This window comes from Nonomuraea sp. 10N515B (assembly GCF_052245915.1).
GTDB lineage: Bacteria > Actinomycetota > Actinomycetes > Streptosporangiales > Streptosporangiaceae > Nonomuraea.
Map to the genome: position 1 here is coordinate 1 of NZ_JBQQBQ010000025.1, position 16,276 is coordinate 16,276.

Below are 16,276 nucleotides of genomic sequence, written 5' to 3' on the forward strand. Positions count from 1 at the left end.
GGACTGCTTGGGGTCCTGCTGTGGTCCTGCCACCTGCTCCAACCTCTTCCAACGGGTGATCAAACTACCCGCGGCTGATAGGTGTTTCGGACCGGGACTGGTTCATTAGCTCTGACGCGGATGGCCACCGCACCGGCGTGACGCGTGACCAGCTCACCACCGCGCTGTGGCCAGACGAGACGGGCAAGGACGTGCACAACGCACTCCGGCACTTGCGCAGCGCCTTGGTCACCGCCACCGGCTACGTGAATCCGGACTCCAAACGAGCGCCCTTCATCAACGCGTCGACGACCAAGGACAGCGCCACCTATCGCATCTACGGCCAACTCATCAGCGTGGATCTGTGGGACTTCCAGGACGCGCTTGAGCAAGCCCGGACTGATTCAACCGCTCTCGGACGGGCGGCGGAACTCTGCGCCGGCGAACTGGCCCGCGGTATGGAAACGGAGTGGATCGAGGATCACCGCTATCCGCTCACCCGCTCGCAGGCCGATGTCCTCAGCCAGCTCGCACACCGATATACGGCGGTCGAGCCTGAGCGGGCTCTGCAACTGCTCGAACAGGCTCGCAATCTTGATCCGGAGGCGGAGGAGTTGTACGTCCGGATCGTCCAACTACAGCTGCAGCTCGGTCGTCGAGAGGAAGCTCGTAGATCAGCCGAGCTCCTCCGCCGGCGTCTTCACACCCTCGGACTGGCGATCAGTTCGCGGACAGAACAGGCGCTGTCCTCCGCCTTCAGGACGAAGCGATGATTACGGAGCACCCCGTTGCGGGTTGCTCGTCGCGGACAGGATGATTCACCTGTTCGCCGGAACCTCGTGGCCGTACGTGGGTCCGCAGGAGTCAGCACCTGTCGTGGCGATCTGCGGTGACGATTCAAGTGCTCTCGATCGCGCGGCAACCCTGATTCAAGACCTTGGCGGACGACCCGCGGTAGTTGGTGGACTCGCCAGTGCCCGGCAGCTTGAGGAGGCCGCCGGATTTGTCATGAGAGTCGTGGCGTCAGGTCACAACCCGCGGCTCGCCGTTCCCGATGTGGATCCAGCACTCCTTCGAGGAGCACAGTCGACCACGGGGTAAGCCAACAGATGCCTCGGGAGGGTCGTGACTCCGGAGTTCACGACCCTTTCCGCTCCCGTGCTCCGCCAGATCTCCAAGGTCGCGGTGCGAACCGATCGACGGAGTAAGTACGTATTGATGTGTTCCTACAGAGAGAGGCGTTCCAATGGCATTGGAATCCATCAATCCCGAAGAGCTGGACACGCCGGCAACCTACAGCCACGTCGTCGTCGCCACCGGCACTCGAATGGTCTTCGTCGCGGGTCAGGTGGCCGAGGACAAGGAAGGCAACATCGTCGGACATCGCGATATGGCGGCTCAGGCTCATCAGGTGTTCACCAATATCGGGCATGCGCTCGCCGCAGCTGGAGCCCGTCCCGACCAGGTGGCCAAGCTAACGATCTTCGTCGCCGACTACAAGCGTGAACATCTCGCACAGATCGAGCAGGGCAGAGTTGCGCTGTTCGGCGACCACAAGCCAGCAGACACGCTGGTGGGAGTCGCCGCGCTGTCCAGGCCGGAGTATCTCCTGGAAGTGGATGCCGTTGCGGTCATCGATGATGGTGTTTGACAGATTCACGAATCGGTTCGTCTTGACTGGCGCCGAGGTTCAGGCCGTCGGTGGTGCTCAGCTATGGTCCCTCCGTCTTGGCAGCATCAAGGTGTACTTGCGCGCGAAAGTAAGCCTGCCTAAGGTTGGAGCCTCATCTGCGTGGCTCTACGGGGAGAGGTATGGCAGCAGAGACGCAAGCGTTACGAACGGTGCGACGGCCCACCGCCGCCGACGTCGCCCGCGCGGTGGGGCTGTCTCGTGCCACACTTGGGTACGTACTGAACAACACCCCAGGCCAGAGCATCCCGGCAGCAACGCGGCAACGCGTGCTCCGAGCCGCCACCCAGATCTGCTACCGGCCGCCGCCGCCCAGGCCCTCGCCAGAGGATCGAACCGGACCGTCCTGTACGTCCTCCCCGACTTGCCGGCCGCCCTTCCGCTGCAACCGCACCTCGACGAGACGGCGCTGGTCCTCGACCGGGCGGGATACTCCCTGGTCACCTGGAGCCCGCGGCCTCATGGCCGCGCACGTCCCCTATGGGAGACGCTCGATCCCGACGTCGTCATCGGCGTGGTCCCGTTCGACGGGGAGCAACTCAACACAATGCGGGCCGCCGGAGTTCAGCGTATCCTCCCGAGTAGCCCCACGCCCGGTCCTCTATCCGCACTTCCCGGTATGGGAGACGCTCGATCCCGACGTCGTCATCGGCCTGGTCCCGTTCGACGGGGAGCAACTCAACACAATGCGGGCCGCCGGAGTTCAGCGTATCCTCCCGAGTAGCCCCACGCCCGGTCCTCTATCCGCACTTCCCGGTGTGGCCACCGGGTCGCTGCGCCAGGTTGAGCATCTCGCCGAACGCGGACACACGACCATCGCGTTCGCCGGCACTCACGAACACCGGCTCCGCTGGCTCAGTGACGGTCGCCGCCTAGCCGTACGCCACCGCGCGCGAGAGTTAGGCCTCAAGGTCGCCGGAGGCGCGTCCATCACTCTCCGAAGCCCGGCGACCAGGCGCACGATCACTCGGTGGCTGAGCACCGAGGTCACCGCAGTCACCGCCTTCAACGACGACACCGCCGCTGCCATCGTGGCCGCCGCGCTCGATCTCGGCGTGCGGGTGCCCCAAGACCTGGCGGTCATCGTTCACGACGACAGCCTGCTCGCCGCCCTTTACCGCCCACCCTTGTCGAGCGTCCGCATCGACTACCGAAGCATCGGCCACTACATGGCCGAGGTGGCCCTGGCCACCGCGCGGGGTGTCCGACCCGACGAGATTCCCGTCCCCGGCATCCACGCCGAGGCGGTCCACCGGGGCACTACCTGAGCGGGGTGGCAGACGTGATCACGGTCACAGAACTCCTTGAGAGGCTGGACGTCCCTCCGCCTCTCGCCCCTGATGGGGTCCCGGCCGAGCCTTGGGTGATGCTGGACCTGGCCACTGTCCCACCTTCGAGCTTTGACGAGGCGAAGGCGGCACGGCTGAGGGAGCGTGCACAGGTGATCATCGGCGTGCTCTCTGAGAGTCCGGCAAAGGCGGCGATGTCGCTGGCACGCGCCTGCACGTTGACGCTCTCGCCGCTGGCGCTATCCGGCCCCCAATTCGTCACGGTTCACGACCTCAGTGCCGCGATCCAGACAGTGACGACCGCCATTCGCGCGCACCCGGTCGCAGCCATCAGCCTCAGCCGGCTTCTCCACCTACAGTCCCAGCTATCCGCCCCGGACGCGCTCGTGGCCGAGTCCGCCTTCTACTCCGCTCTGCTCGCGGGAAGGGAGTTCACCGACTGGCTGGACAGCCGACCGCGCCGACGGCCGCAGGAGACGGCGGATCCGGTCAGTGTGGCGCTTGAATCGGCCACGCTGCGCATCACCCTGTGCCGCCCGGACCGCCGCAATGCCTTCAACGCCGCCATGCGGGAGGCGCTGTGCGATGCGTTGGCGGTGGCGGCAGGAGATCCATCGCTCAGCGTGGAGCTGCGTGGTCACGGACCGGACTTCTGCGCGGGCGGCGACCTGGACGAGTTCGGCACGAGCCGCGATCCCGCCTCGGCTCATCTGCTGCGCACAGCGCGCTCGGCGGGGATGGCGCTTCACCGGGTCGCCGAACGCACCACCGCATACCTCCAGGGCAACTGCATCGGCGCGGGAATCGAGCTGCCGGCTTTCGCGGGACGGCTCGTGGCACGGCACGATGTGCGCATCCGGCTGCCCGAACTGAGCATGGGACTGATCCCCGGCGCGGGCGGGACCGTAAGCCTGGCCCGCCGCATCGGCCGCTGGCGGACGGCCTGGCTGGCGCTCACAGGGGAGACTCTCACCGCCTCGGATGCCCTCGCGTGGGGACTGGTAGACGAGGTACAACCATGACTTCGGCCTGGGTCGCGTCGGCGCTGGCCGCGCTGACCGGGCACGCGGATGGCCTACCGCTCGATCCTGGGCACCGTACGGCCGAAGCTGCCGCGGAATGGGGAGCCGTGCTGGGCGTCGACGGCACCGTCCTTCTCACGGAAAGAGCGGCACTGACCGGACGCGCACGCCGTGGCCAGATTTCCGTCGGCGGGTCGTGCCGCCTGCTGGAGGGAACCGACGGATGGGTGGCGCTCTCGTGCGCGCGCCCGGACGACCCCGATCTCGTCTCGGCGCTGATCGGCGAGCCGATGACCTGGGAGAGCGTGGGCCTCTGGTGCCGTGGGCGCGCCGTATCCGAGGTGACTGAGCGCGCCCGGCTGCTGGGGCTGGCCGCGGCGACGGTCGGTGAATGGTCGAGCCCCGCTCCGTCAGCGGCTCCCGTGCGAGCCCCCGATCTGCGCCACCTGCTCGTCGTGGACTTCAGCGCGCTGTGGGCCGGGCCGCTCTGCGCGCACCTGCTGGGGCTGGCGGGGGCTCAGGTCGTGAAGGTCGAAACACCCGGGCGGCCGGACGGCGCGCGCTCTGGCCATCAGGGCTTCTTCGACCTTCTTCACGCTGGACACCGGTCGGTCGTCCTGGAGCCGCACGACCCCGCCCTCGATGCGCTGGTCGAGGCGGCTGATGTGGTCATCGAAGCCTCCCGTCCCCGGGCGCTGGCCCGCTGGGGCCTGAACGCCGACGCGGTCGCGGCGTCAGGAACGGTGTGGCTGTCCATCACCGCCTACGGCCGCGATCATGACCGAGTGGGATTCGGCGATGACGTGGCCGCTGCGGCGGGGCTGGTGGCCTGGGCTGACGCGGGGCCGGTGTTCTGCGGCGATGCCATCGCCGACCCGCTCACCGGCCTGTACTCCGCCTGCCGCGTGGTAGCCAGCCTGGAAGCGGGCGGCCGTGAGGTGCTGGACGTCGCCATGGCCTCGGTCGCGGCGAGCACCGTCTCCCGCGGCTCTCCGGCCACGCCGGTCGTGTCCGCCCCCGGTCCCCGGGCTCGCACGGTTCCCCCGGTCTCGGCTGCTTCGCCGGGCCAGGACACGACGTGGCTGCGGGCTAAGCTGGGCCATGTTGATTCGTGACGTCGAGGTCCACGGGCGGCGTGTCAATGTACGGCTGGCATCGGGGCGGATCAGCGAGATGGGCTCCCTTCGCCCCGGCCCTCGGGAGGAGGTGCTCGACGGCAAGGGAGGCGTGCTGCTGCCCGGCCTGACCGATCACCATGTCCACTTGAACGCCTGGGCCGCGGCCATGCAGTCGGTGCAGTGCGGCCCACCTGCCGTACGGAGCGAGCGGGATCTGCGCGAGGTGCTGGCGCAGGCGACGCCAGATGCCGCCGGATGGGTCCGCGGGGTCGGCTGCGTGCTGACGCTGGATGCGCAGGCGCTCGACCTGCTGCAACCTCACCGCCCGGTGAAGCTGCAACATCGCGGCGGCTCCCTGTGGATTCTCAACACCGCCGCCATCAGGCTGCTGGAGCTGGATCGCAAGGACGACCCGAGCATCGAGAGAGCGGCGGACGGCTCCCCTACCGGACGGCTGTGGCGAGGCGATCATCTCGTGCGCGACGTCCGGCGCTCGCCTAACCTGCGTCCCGTCGCCGCGGCCTTGGCTCGCTGGGGTGTCACGTCGGTTACCGACGCGACCCCCGGGCTGGAAGAGGTCGTGCTTCCGCAGCGGGTGCAGCTCCTGGGCGCGTCCCGCGGAAGCGCACCACGGAAGATCATCATCCGCGATGATGCGCTCCCTGGCCTCAGCGATCTCATCTCGGAGATCTCCGCCGTCCACGCCACCCGGCGGCCCGTCGCCATGCACTGCCTGACGACGGAGGCGCTGCTGCTGGCCCTGACCGCACTCGACGAGACCAGCTCGCTCGACGGTGATCGGCTGGAACACGCCGCCGTCGTGCCCGCCTGGGGCGTCGAACGCATCCGCGCGCACGGGTTGCGCGTGGTGACCCAGCCGGGTTTCCTGGCCGATCGTGGTGAGGAGATGGCCCGCGACACTGCACCGGGCGACCTGTATCGGTATCGCAGCCTGCTGGAGGCCGGTGTGATGACCGTGCCGTCCAGCGACGCCCCGTACGGCCCGGCCGACCCTTGGCAGGTGATGGCCGCCGCACGCGACCGGGTCATCGGCCATGAGGAGCGGGTGAGCGTACGGGTTGCGCTGAACGGCTACCTTACCCCTGGAAACCTGCCCCGATCAGGGCCTGCGGAGGTACGGCGAGGCGCCGCCGGCGATCTGGTCCTCCTGGAGGGATCTCTCCAGGAGGTCCTCGAAGAGCCGGACGCCGGGCGGGTCCGAAACACGATCATCGGTGGCCGGATCGTCTACTGAGTCAGTGCCCTTTCCAGGTCCTTCTTCAGCTCCTCGGAGGCGCCCGGCACGAAGGCCAGGATCCGGTTGAGGGAGTATTCGGCCGCCTCCGGGGCGGTGCCGTCGAGGGGGATGCCGGGGAAGTGCTTGGCGAACACCTCGGTCAGCGCCCGCCACACCGCCAGGTCGCCAGTGAGCGTCTTCAACGGAGTGTCCATGGTGTACGGCTCGCGCATGGGCTGGATCAGGTCGCAGGCAAAGGAGTGGGTGCCGCCCGCGATCTCGAAGGTCTGGCCGTCGGGCAGCTCGACGGTGGCCTGGCTGCCGTTCGGGATGGTGACGTCCAGGCTGAAGCCGTCGGTGACGCGCCAGGCGATGCGTGTGCCCCCGTGGCTGAGCGTGGCGTGGGTGAGGCCGCCGCCGGGCTTGGGGGCGATGCGCATCCGCCGGTAACCAGGCTCGAGGGAGGTCAAGCCGCCGACCGTCTTGTGCAGCCAGTCGCAGACCGCGCCGAGGGCGTAGTGGTTGAGCGAGGTCATGCCGGTGGAGTTGAGCGTGCCGTCGGGACGGACGGCGTCCCAGCGCTCCCAGATCGTGGTCGCGCCCATGGTGACCGGATACAGGAAAGAGGGACAGTCCGTCTCCAGGAGCAGCAGATAGGCCTCCTCCAAGTGACCGGTCCTGCTCAGGGCCGGCAGGATGAGCGGGGTGCCCGCGAAGCCGGTCGAGATCTTGAATCCGGCCTTGGCGACCAGCGCGGCCAGGCGCTTGCCAGCGTGCACCTCTTGGTCGGGGTCCAGCAGGTCGAAGCAGATGGCAAGCGCATAGGCCGTGGCCGTCTCGCCGGAGACCCGCCCGTGCTTGGTGACATATTCCGCCCGAAACGCTTCTCTCGTCCGTTCGGCCAATGACGCGAAGTATCCGGCGTCGGCCGTGCCTAGGATGCGGGCGGTGTCAGTCATCTCCCGGGTGGTCTTGGCCAGGTAGGCGGCTGCCACGAGATGCCGGTCGGTCTTGCCGCCTCCGGCGTTGTCCGGGGGCGCGTCGGGGTCGAGCCAGTCGCCAAACTGGAAGCCGCTGCTCCACAGCCCGTTGTCGTCGAGCCGGGTCTCGACGTCACGGATGAAGGCGGCCATGGAGTCGTAACTCCTCCTGAGAATTTCCTCGTCACCGTATTCCTGATAGAGAAGCCATGGCAGGCTGACGGCGACGTCGCTCCACAGGGCGGTGGGAGAAGAGGGGTTGGACAAGATGTCCGGCACCACCCAGGGCACGTAGCCCTTCTCGTGCTGCTCCGCGGCGAGGTCTTCCAGCCAGGAACCAAGGATGCCGCGCACGTCGTACAGGAAAGCGGCTGTCGGGGCGAAGGCGTTGAGGTCGCCGGTCCAGCCGAGGCGCTCGTCGCGTTGCGGGCAGTCGGTCGGCAGGCCGACGAAGTTGCCACGCATCGACCAGACGGAGTTCTGGTGCAGGCGATTCAGCAGCTCGTGCGAGGTGTCGAACCAGCCGGTACGGCGCATGTCGCTGTGCACCACCACCGCCTTCACCTCGTCGAACGGGCCATCGATCTCGGCGTAGCGGAAGCCGTGGAAGGTGAAGCGCGGCTCCCAGATTTCCTGGGCGCCGCCGCGCAGAGTGTAGCGGTCAGTGGCCTGGGCCGTGCGCAGGGTTTCGGTGTCGAGCTCGCCGTCCCGCAGGATCTCGGCGTGGCGGATCGTCACGCTCTGCCCGGCCTCGCCGGTGACGGCCAGCCGTACCCAGCCGGACAGGTTCTGCCCGAAGTCGACGATCGTCTTGCCGTCCTTGACGAAGGTCGCCACCGGGGTCAGCTCTTCGATCCGCCGGATCGGGGTGTCGACCGTGGGCACCAAGGTGCGGAGGTCCCAGTCGAAGGGCTCCACCGGCGACCAGTCGCCGGTGAAACCGGGCAGATTCCAGCCGTCCGGCTCGAGCCGCGCGTCGTAGGTCTCACCGTCGTACAGGCTCGCGGCCAGCACCGCACCGGTGCCCGCCGTCCACTGCTTGTCGGTGACCACGGTCGTCGTCTGCTCGCCGTACGTGAGCTCCAGCCGCATGTACAAGGCGGGCCGCTGGGTGTAGTGATGCCGCTTGCCCTCGTAGCCCAGGCGCCCGGCCGCCCAGCCCTCGCCGACGATCGCGCCCAGGGCGTTGACTCCTGGGCGGACCAGCCCGGTGACGTCATGGGTGCTCACCTGGAGCCGGTGCCGGTAGGAGGTCCACCCGGGCGCCAGCACCTCATCGCCCACGCGGATGCCGTTCAGGTACGGCTCGACGGTGCCCAGTGCTGTCACCTGGAGCCGGGCACGGTCGGGTGGCGCGTCGGCGGTGAACTCGCGCCGGAAGTAGGGCACCTCGACGGAAAACGGCGCTGTGACGAAAGACATGAAGGCAGGCTCCTCAGCTGACGGCTTCGGCACGGTAGGAGATCTGCTGAACCACGACCTCGCCGTCGACCGGCTCGACGCCGAACGTGCGACCGGTGAAGCCACCGGCCACTTCCGTCGACAGATAGCGTCCGTCGAACGTGCCAAGGACCTGGGAGGTCCCGTCGGCGGCGAGAACGGTCAGTTCCACGAGGTCAGGCTCCGACGGTGGCATGGGACCCGTCGCCACCGGTTCCCGGACCGAGATGCGCAGCCGCACACTGTCGCCCGGCGGAATCGGGACCCGCGCTACGGTCGTGCTCGCAGGCCCGATGACCACGGTGGCCTCAACCGTCTCGGCGTCGGCCGTCAGCCCGTACCGGTGGGAATCGTCGTGCCGAACGAGGAAGCGCCCAGTCCCTCTGGTGGTGTCGAGTTGGGTCTCCGCGGTCCACTCGAGGTCTCGTGCTCGCGCCGACAACACCGGCCTGGGGTCTCCCTGTGCAGGCGCTGTGAGCACCAGGCGGCCAGGAGCCTCCCACCTGGCGAACGTGTGTGGGAACAGGTTCGGCGATACCCAGCGCGGGTCGAGTTCGCCGGAGTCGAACCGATCGACGAACGAGTGGTCCGGAGGGCTGGGGGTGAAGCGTTCCTCGTCGACCACGGGCCAGCCGTCGACCCACTCCACGCCCGCGATGAACGTCTCACGGCCGTTGACATGGAACATCGGGGTCCGGCCCCGAGGGCGCACCCCGAGATACACCATCGCCCAGGAGCCGTCGGCCAGCTGGACGAGGTCGGCGTGGCCGGTGTTCTGTACGCGATGGCTGGAGCTGCGATGGGTGAGGATCGGGTTGGTGGGCGCCGCCTCGAAGGGCCCGTCAAGCGAACGGGAGCGCGCGATGGTAACCGCGTGGCCCCGCTCCGTGCCGCCTTCGGCGAGCATGAGGTACCACCAGCCGTCACGCCGGTAAAGATGAGGGCCCTCCGGAAAGGCCAAACCTGTCCCGTTCCAGAGCAACCGTGGCGGAGCGAGCATCTTGCCCGTCGCAGGGTCGATCGGAGCGCTGGCGATGCCGGTTAGCTCGGGCGCGGCTGATGCCCAGGTGAGGTGGCACGTCCCGTCCTCGTCCCAGAAGAGATCGGGGTCGATCCCGATAGCGCCGTCCACGTGGACTGCCTCGGACCATGGGCCCGCCGGATCGTCGGCCGAGACGATCAGCTGTCCCCGGTGGAACTCCACAACGTTCGTCGTGACAAGCCAGAACTTCTCCCCGTGGTAGCGAAGAGTCGGTGCGTACACTCCTGTGCTCGCCGGGGCGGCGTGGACATCAAGCTGATCGGAACGCTGCAGCGCGTTGGTCACCAACGTCCAGGTCACCAAGTCGGTGCTGCGATGGATCGGCACGCCTGGCGCGAACTCGAAGCTGGAGTTGGCGACGTAGTAGATGTCGCCCACCCGGCAGATGGTCGGGTCGGGGTGGAACCCGGCGATGATGGGTGTCGTCGTCATTCTGCAGCTCCTCTATCACCGGACGACAAGGCCCCCGACTGTAGGCATCATAACTTTCGCGCGCAAGTACTTGTGCGCGAAAGTTTAGGAGAGTTACGGTACCGCCAAGCTTGCACGCGAAAGTGACGAAACTCCTGGAGGGGCCAGGATGGCCTATCCCAGCCACAGGCCCACCAGCCCGTCGTGGGACGCACCCCCGAACACGGGGCCGCAGGGCTCGGCCCGCACAGGAGCCCGCCTTCCGACGCCGGCCTCAGCCAAGTCCGCGCTAGCTCGACAACGTCGCAGGGGCCGATGCCCTGACGCCCTAGACCCATCCGGTCCGCCACTGGAGGCACCGTGACCACCCCGAACCCCCCTGCCGAGTCCACCGTGAGCGCCGATCCGCCGGAGAACCTGCCCCGCGTCGGCGGCTGGACCATCGCGGTCTACGCGCTAACGATGTTCGGTTTCCAGCTGACGTTGCTGCTGCCGGCTCTGTTCAGCCTCGCCTACAAAGTGCAGCTGATCGACCCGGCGAACAAGGATGCGAGCCTGGGCCTCGTCGTCGGCCTCGGAATGCTGATCAGCCTTGTCGTGAGCCTGCCTGTGGGCGTGATGAGCGACGGGACCCGGCTGGCATGGGGGCGGCGGCGGCCCTTCCTCGCGGCGGGTCTCGTGCTGTCGGCACTCGGCGCGATGATCATCGCTGCCGCCCCCACGGTCGTGGTCATGATTTCCGGCTATGTCGTCGTGGGAATAGCCAACGCCGCGGTCAGTGCCGCGATCAACCCGTTCCTGGCCGAACGAGTGCCCGCGGAGCAGCGCGGCAAAGTCGGCGCACTCGGCGGAGTGGCCTCCGCGCTCGCCGGCGTCGGCTCGACGCTGCTGGGCAGTTTCCTGACCGGCAACATCTATGTCCTGTTCCTGACCCCGGTGGCTGTTCTCGGCGTCACCGCCCTGGTGTATCTGCTGGTGATCCCCGATCGGCCGGCACCGGAGAAGCTGGGGGTCGGATCGATCCTCGACGTGTTCAAGAACCTGTGGTTCAACCCGCTCAGGCATCCCGACTTCGCGCTCGTATGGATCGGAAAGTTCTGCCTGTCCGTCGGGTCCACGTTCTTCACCACTTACCAGTTCTACCTCCTGCTGGACCGCCTGGGCTTCACGCCCGAGGAGGCCGGCCGTCAGCTCGCGGCGGTCGGCGGTCTCAGCCTGCTGGCCATGGTCGGCTTCTCGATCGGCGGTGGCGCGCTCTCCGACCGCACCAAGCGACGCAAGCCCTTCATCTACCTCGCGGCTGGCCTCATCATCGCCGGACTCGTGGTCGCTTCGACCGCGTCCTCGTTCCTGCTCTTCGCCGTCGGCGGAGTCCTACTATCGGCGGGCACCGGCGCGTTCAGCTCGGTCGACCTCGCCCTCGCCTCGGATGTCATGCCCGAGAAGGACGAGGCAGGCAAGTACATGGGCATCTACTACCTCTCCTCCACCCTCGCGGGCGCCCTCGCCCCGCTCATCGCCCCACTGATCCTGGGGCTCGGCGGCGGGGGAAACTATGGCGTCCTGTTCTTGTCGGGCGCGGTCCTTACGTTCGGCACCATCGTGACCGCCGCGAAAATCCGCAGCGTGCGCTGATATTCCATGCCGTGAGCACGGGCAACGCTACACATCGACACGATCACATCACGGGCGGAGGCCAGCGCAAACGCACTCCGAAAGCGAGTCCATGGGTATCGGATGGTGCTCGATCCGACACGTCTCCGAGCCCTGTGCCAGCTCCCCGTTGCAGAGCACTGTAGCCTGGGCGAGGAACCCGTGGTTCGGTTCTCGTCTGATCGAGTTTCCCGACGAGCGCGGGATCGAGGACGGTATCCAGGATCACGGCCGGCGTAGGCAGTTCGGCCCTCAACCGACCGGCCTCGGCAGGTGGCCGCATGTTGGGACTATGGCCAATACCGAGGATCGTTCGCGATTGCCGCACGTGCTTGGGCGAAGGCCGCGTGAAGTGTGTTTTCTGGTGCGGAATCCCATGAGCGGGTAATGACGACCATGGCGTCGGGATCAGGCGCGCCAAGGCAGTGCGGGGCCAGCGCGGCGAAGAAGCTCCTCGGGTCGAGCAGGGTCTCCGGGGTGTGCACGCCGGATTCAGCGCCCGGGAGCAATCCGAGGGCGACGCCCATCGGAACTCCGGTCACTTCGCCCATGGTGGTGCCCGGGAGCTGCGCCAGCGCGCACCCAACGGTGGCCGGACGATTGTCGCGCGTACCGGTCGCCAGCGCGAAAACCGGGGGTAGCCGTCCAGGCGCCAGCGCCCGTTCGAACGTGCTCGGCAGCCAGCGTTCGGCTCGCTCGATGACCGAAGCGGCCCGGAGAGGCGACAGGATGCCCCGGTCCACGGCGATACCGATCGCAGTAACCGCTGCCATCACCCCTGGACCAGCAAAGGCGACATTGACAGTTGTCGCACCTGGATACACGCGCGCCAACGTGATCGCTTCCGGGTGTCCGAAGGTCCTGGCGATTCTGCGGCCGACGCCGGGGTAGTCGAGCCGCTCCGAACGCAGCGGGCGTTCGTCGACAGCCCTGCCGTCCCGGGTCACCCGGATCGTTCCGGTGATTTGCTGGACACCGTGCACCACCGCCGCACCTGGCTTGCCGTTGTGCGTGGGCTCCGGAGCTGCGGCCTCGAGATTCCAACCCGTGATGACTTTCTCCACGGTGTCCAGTTGCTGGCCGGCGAGGACGGCGAGGATATTGGTGATTCCCGGGCTCGCGCCCATGCCCACCAGCGCGGTGACGCCGGCCGATCGAGCCAGATCGTTCAGTTTCAGCATCGGGGCGGTCGGCTCCCAGTCGTCGCAGATGTCCAGGTAAGAGCAGCCCGCGTCGATCGCGGCGCGGAGGATCGGTACGCCGAAGCGGAAGAACGGCCCCACGGTGTTGATCACCACGTCGGTGTCGGCCAGTGCTTCTCTCAACGCCGCGGTATCGGTCACGTCTAGTAGCCTGCCGCGCACGTGTGGCCCCAATGCGGCCGCAGTCCGTTCGGCCCGGCGCTCGTCCAGGTCGGTCACCGTCAGTTCGGTGACCTGCTCAAGACCGGCAGCTACGCGACAAGCATGCTTACCTACCCCACCGGCGCCACCCAAGGCCAGTACTCGCACAACGGTACTCCTCGCTAATATATTTACTGTTATGTCAGTCAATAAACTAGGGCGGCCAAGCAAGGCTCGTCAACGCATGCGAGAGATCCTGAGCGCCATGGCCGGGGTCGTGGCCCGCGACGGACTGACTGGCATCACCATCGCCAACGTCGCTGCAGCGGCCGGACTGCAACGCACCCTCGTGCTGCACTACTTCGGCAGCAGAGACGAGCTGATGGCCTCGTTCATCACCAATGCCGTGGCCGAGTACGGCGACCGGATGGTCGGCGACGATCCGCGACACGCGAAGGAGCCGATCGAAGACCGGCTTGATCGCCTCTTCGAGCCCGGCGCCTACCACAGCCATGAGGACTTGGTGATCTGGGCCGAATTGGTGGCCAGATCGGCCCGCGACCAGACCGTCCGGCAACGCCTGCACGAGCTGTGGACCGGCCGATGGCTACCCGCGATCGAACAACAGCTTGGTGTGGCATATCCGCAGGCCGACGCTGAGCGCATCGAACAGGTCGCTTACGCTCTGGCCTGTCTTGTGGAGGCGCACTGGTACTTCCACCTACAGGGAGTCGACTCCAGTAGCCGCACACGGCAGGCACAGCAAGCCGCCCGTACCCTGCTCGCCACTCTCGACGACTGAGACCGCCCATCGAACCCGGTCCACTGCGATCGAACGATGCGCACGAACCAACGGAACTGCGAGAATTTTCCCATGATGGCAAGCAGAGGGGTGGGCATCGTCGGCTTGGGTCGAATGGGGCTGACCCTGGCGGCTGGGTTCTGCAGATCCGTCGGGTCAGGCCGACTGTTCGCTGCCGGGCGGTCGGAGAGGAGCATTGCACGGCTAAGGGACACGGTGCCTGATGCGACGCTCGTCCCGCTTACAGAGCTGCCCAACCGGGCAGACGTGATTGTGTTGTGCGTGCGTAACGCAGATTTGGCCGCTGTGCTCGACGAGTTGCGGCCGCAGTTGGCAGGCCATCACATCGTGCTCACCCTCAACAATGGGCTGCCACTGCACCTCCTGAGTGAAGCGGTACCCGGCCAAGTGGCCAAACTGATTCCAAGTGTCGGCAATGAAATCGGCGCAGGCGCAACGCTCCTGATGCCTGGTCCGCGGTTGACTGAGCACGCCACCGAGCATCTTCTGGAGATGCTGCGCGGGTTCTCACACCCGTTCTTGATACGAGAGCAGCAGGGACGGGCTGCGACCGACCTCGCTTCCTGCGGTGCCGCTCTGTTGGCCAGCGTGGCCCAGTCGATGATCGCTGCCCAGAGCGAGCGTGGCGCGACACTCCCGATCGAGCTTGCCGAACAGCTTGTTGTACAAAGCGTGCACGCCGTCAGCCAGCTACTCGAGCATGGATCATCCCTGGATGAGATTGTGGCCCGCGTCGCAGTTCCGGGTGGCAATACGGCGGCCGCGATCCAGGCCAGCCGCCACGATCTCTCCGCGGCATGGCGCGCAGCTTTTCAGGCCACTGCGGACAACGAAGCCTCGAAGCCGATACCGCCAATCCTCGCGCATAGCGAGGCGGAATAGCCGAAGCACACGTTGAACGAGCCCGTGCTCACGGCTGCCCGGTCGCGCCCGTGGACCGCACGGTGGATCGCCACCCACGAAAGCCGGTCCAACCGCGAACAACGAAACGGGCAGAATTCGCGTAACGCACTCTCGGGTCCAAAGAAAGGCGTCGCGGTTCCCGACTCAGATCTTGTTGGCTTTCGCGACGGCTCCGAGCCAGCCCAGGCTGGGCTTGGGGCGGCGCTCGAAGGTCTCGTGGTCGACGGCGACGAGTCCGAAGGTGGGTTCCCAGCGGCCCCACTCGTAGTTGTCGAGAAGGCTCCAGTGCAGGTAACCGCGGACGTCGATGCCGTCCTCGATGGCATCTCGGAGGTGACCGAGAGCCTCCTGGGTGTAAGCGATACGGCGTTGGTCATCGTCGGTGGCGAGGCCGTTCTCGGTGATGAGGATGGGGACGTCGCCCACGACATCGTGGGTGTGGCGTACGGCGATGCCGATGGCGTCAGGGCGGTACTCCCAACCCATCAGAGTGTTGTCGGGATGGTCGGGATGCGGTTGGATTCCGTCCTGGTCGACGAATTGGCTGGTGTAGGTCTGGACACCGACGAAGTCGTCATGGCGGGCGGGTTCGAGGTACATATCCTCCCAGATCCACTGCACCTCGGCCAGCTTCGCCTCACCGCCCGGGGCCGCCTGGAACGCTTGGTTGCCGATCGTCCAACCAACCTTGGCACCCACCAGGTCACGGATCAGCGGCGCGACGGTCTTGTGCGCGCTGACCAGGGCGGCGCCGATCTCCTCGTCGGGCAGCATGCCTGGAGGGAACTCCTGGCCCGCGCCGATTCGCCGGGCGCCGTGCATGAGCGCCACGACGTTGGGCTCGTTGAAGGTGCAGACCCACTCCACACCGTCGAGAATCGAGCAGACTTGCTCGGCATACCGCGCGAACAGATCGGTCGCGTCGGCTGCGAGCCATCCTCCTGCTTCGCCGAACCAGACCGGCTGAGTGAAGTGATGCAGGGTAACGATCGGTGTCAGGCCCAAGCTGCGAGCGGTGTCGATCATCCGCCGATAGTGGGCGAGCAGCGCTCGGGAGAAGCGTCCGCGCGTAGGTTCGATCCGGGCCCATTCGATGCTGAACCTGTAGGCGTTGAACCCGGCCTGGGCGAGCAGCCGCATGTCTTCCTCGAAGCGGTGGTAGCTGTCGAGCGCGTCGCCACTAGGTTGCACGCCGGGCCGGGACTGTTCGAGCTGCCACCAGTCGCTGTTGACGTTGTTTCCCTCGATCTGGTGGGCTGCGGTCGAGGCGCCCCACAGGAAGTCGGCTGGGAACTGGCGCGGCATGTGCATAGGTCTCTCATTCTTTGTCGGCAGGGTTCTGGGAA

Annotated in this window: 13 protein-coding genes and 1 pseudogene; 10 read left to right on the top strand and 4 right to left on the bottom strand. The window is 67.0% G+C overall.

What is annotated here, in order from left to right; genetic code table 11:
• Nucleotides 1-137 precede the first annotated feature (137 nt).
• The 7 genes and pseudogenes from ACTWQA_RS31670 (at nucleotide 138) to ACTWQA_RS31700 (ending at nucleotide 6,353) form a co-directional block, all read left to right on the top strand.
• Complete coding sequence (locus ACTWQA_RS31670; RefSeq protein WP_443162683.1) at nucleotides 138-752, top strand: AfsR/SARP family transcriptional regulator; 615 nt, start codon at nucleotides 138-140, stop codon at nucleotides 750-752.
• A 473-nt stretch (nucleotides 753-1,225) separates the two neighbouring features.
• A complete protein-coding gene (locus ACTWQA_RS31675; protein ID WP_443162684.1) occupies nucleotides 1,226-1,630 on the top strand; it encodes a RidA family protein in 405 nt (134 codons plus the stop codon).
• A gap of 161 nt (nucleotides 1,631-1,791) precedes the next feature.
• Nucleotides 1,792-1,962, top strand: a pseudogene (locus ACTWQA_RS31680) (LacI family DNA-binding transcriptional regulator); the annotation flags it as partial.
• A gap of 465 nt (nucleotides 1,963-2,427) precedes the next feature.
• Entirely contained in the window at nucleotides 2,428-2,937 is a 510-nt protein-coding gene (locus ACTWQA_RS31685; RefSeq protein ID WP_443162787.1) for a substrate-binding domain-containing protein, read from the top strand.
• Between the two features lie 98 nt (nucleotides 2,938-3,035).
• Nucleotides 3,036-3,980 carry an enoyl-CoA hydratase/isomerase family protein gene (locus ACTWQA_RS31690; RefSeq protein WP_443162685.1) on the top strand — a complete coding sequence of 315 codons (945 nt, stop codon included), beginning with the start codon at nucleotides 3,036-3,038 and terminating at the stop codon, nucleotides 3,978-3,980.
• A complete protein-coding gene (locus ACTWQA_RS31695) occupies nucleotides 3,977-5,095 on the top strand; it encodes a CoA transferase (RefSeq protein WP_443162686.1) in 1,119 nt (372 codons plus the stop codon). The genes ACTWQA_RS31690 and ACTWQA_RS31695 overlap by 4 nt, the downstream gene beginning before the upstream one ends.
• Complete coding sequence (locus ACTWQA_RS31700) at nucleotides 5,082-6,353, top strand: amidohydrolase family protein (protein WP_443162687.1); 1,272 nt, start codon at nucleotides 5,082-5,084, stop codon at nucleotides 6,351-6,353. Before ACTWQA_RS31695 ends, ACTWQA_RS31700 begins: the two co-directional genes overlap by 14 nt.
• Here the strand turns inward: ACTWQA_RS31700 and ACTWQA_RS31705 are convergent.
• Together ACTWQA_RS31705 and ACTWQA_RS31710 are read right to left on the bottom strand one after the other, a co-directional pair.
• On the bottom strand, nucleotides 6,347-8,737 hold the full coding sequence (locus ACTWQA_RS31705; RefSeq protein ID WP_443162688.1) for a family 78 glycoside hydrolase catalytic domain: 2,391 nt from the start codon (nucleotides 8,735-8,737) through the stop codon (nucleotides 6,347-6,349). The two genes, ACTWQA_RS31700 and ACTWQA_RS31705, sit on opposite strands and share 7 nt — an antisense overlap.
• A gap of 13 nt (nucleotides 8,738-8,750) precedes the next feature.
• On the bottom strand, nucleotides 8,751-10,229 hold the full coding sequence (locus ACTWQA_RS31710; protein ID WP_443162689.1) for a family 43 glycosylhydrolase: 1,479 nt from the start codon (nucleotides 10,227-10,229) through the stop codon (nucleotides 8,751-8,753).
• A 339-nt stretch (nucleotides 10,230-10,568) separates the two neighbouring features.
• Between ACTWQA_RS31710 and ACTWQA_RS31715 the strand changes: the two genes are divergently transcribed.
• Nucleotides 10,569-11,843 (top strand): MFS transporter, encoded by a 1,275-nt coding sequence (locus ACTWQA_RS31715; protein ID WP_443162690.1) that lies wholly within the window; start codon nucleotides 10,569-10,571, stop codon nucleotides 11,841-11,843.
• A gap of 308 nt (nucleotides 11,844-12,151) precedes the next feature.
• Here ACTWQA_RS31715 and ACTWQA_RS31720 read toward each other — a convergent pair whose 3' ends face one another.
• Nucleotides 12,152-13,372: a saccharopine dehydrogenase family protein gene (locus tag ACTWQA_RS31720; protein ID WP_443162691.1), complete on the bottom strand. Its 1,221-nt coding sequence runs from the start codon at nucleotides 13,370-13,372 to the stop codon at nucleotides 12,152-12,154.
• Between the two features lie 97 nt (nucleotides 13,373-13,469).
• Here ACTWQA_RS31720 and ACTWQA_RS31725 point away from each other — a divergent pair, with 97 nt between their 5' ends.
• Together ACTWQA_RS31725 and ACTWQA_RS31730 are read left to right on the top strand one after the other, a co-directional pair.
• Nucleotides 13,470-14,006: a TetR family transcriptional regulator gene (locus ACTWQA_RS31725; RefSeq protein ID WP_443162692.1), complete on the top strand. Its 537-nt coding sequence runs from the start codon at nucleotides 13,470-13,472 to the stop codon at nucleotides 14,004-14,006.
• 75 nt (nucleotides 14,007-14,081) lie between these two features.
• Nucleotides 14,082-14,909 carry a pyrroline-5-carboxylate reductase family protein gene (locus tag ACTWQA_RS31730; RefSeq protein WP_443162788.1) on the top strand — a complete coding sequence of 276 codons (828 nt, stop codon included), beginning with the start codon at nucleotides 14,082-14,084 and terminating at the stop codon, nucleotides 14,907-14,909.
• Nucleotides 14,910-15,074: 165 nt separating this feature from the next.
• Here ACTWQA_RS31730 and ACTWQA_RS31735 read toward each other — a convergent pair whose 3' ends face one another.
• Nucleotides 15,075-16,241, bottom strand: coding sequence for a glycoside hydrolase family 1 protein (locus ACTWQA_RS31735; protein WP_443162693.1), 1,167 nt, complete (start codon nucleotides 16,239-16,241; stop codon nucleotides 15,075-15,077).
• Between the last annotated feature and the right edge of the window lie 35 nt (nucleotides 16,242-16,276).

What these genes read in the sequence shown, in the direction of transcription:
- ACTWQA_RS31675 (WP_443162684.1), top strand. Translation starts at nt 1,226, where the DNA reads ATGGCATTGGAATCCATCAATCCCGAAGAGCTGGACACGCCGGCAACC.
- ACTWQA_RS31690 (WP_443162685.1), top strand. Translation starts at nt 3,036, where the DNA reads ATGCTGGACCTGGCCACTGTCCCACCTTCGAGCTTTGACGAGGCGAAG.
- ACTWQA_RS31695 (WP_443162686.1), top strand. Translation starts at nt 3,977, where the DNA reads ATGACTTCGGCCTGGGTCGCGTCGGCGCTGGCCGCGCTGACCGGGCAC.
- ACTWQA_RS31700 (WP_443162687.1), top strand. Translation starts at nt 5,082, where the DNA reads ATGTTGATTCGTGACGTCGAGGTCCACGGGCGGCGTGTCAATGTACGG.
- ACTWQA_RS31705 (WP_443162688.1), bottom strand. Translation starts at nt 8,737, where the DNA reads ATGTCTTTCGTCACAGCGCCGTTTTCCGTCGAGGTGCCCTACTTCCGG.
- ACTWQA_RS31710 (WP_443162689.1), bottom strand. Translation starts at nt 10,229, where the DNA reads ATGACGACGACACCCATCATCGCCGGGTTCCACCCCGACCCGACCATC.
- ACTWQA_RS31725 (WP_443162692.1), top strand. Translation starts at nt 13,470, where the DNA reads ATGGCCGGGGTCGTGGCCCGCGACGGACTGACTGGCATCACCATCGCC.
- ACTWQA_RS31730 (WP_443162788.1), top strand. Translation starts at nt 14,082, where the DNA reads ATGGCAAGCAGAGGGGTGGGCATCGTCGGCTTGGGTCGAATGGGGCTG.
- ACTWQA_RS31735 (WP_443162693.1), bottom strand. Translation starts at nt 16,241, where the DNA reads ATGCACATGCCGCGCCAGTTCCCAGCCGACTTCCTGTGGGGCGCCTCG.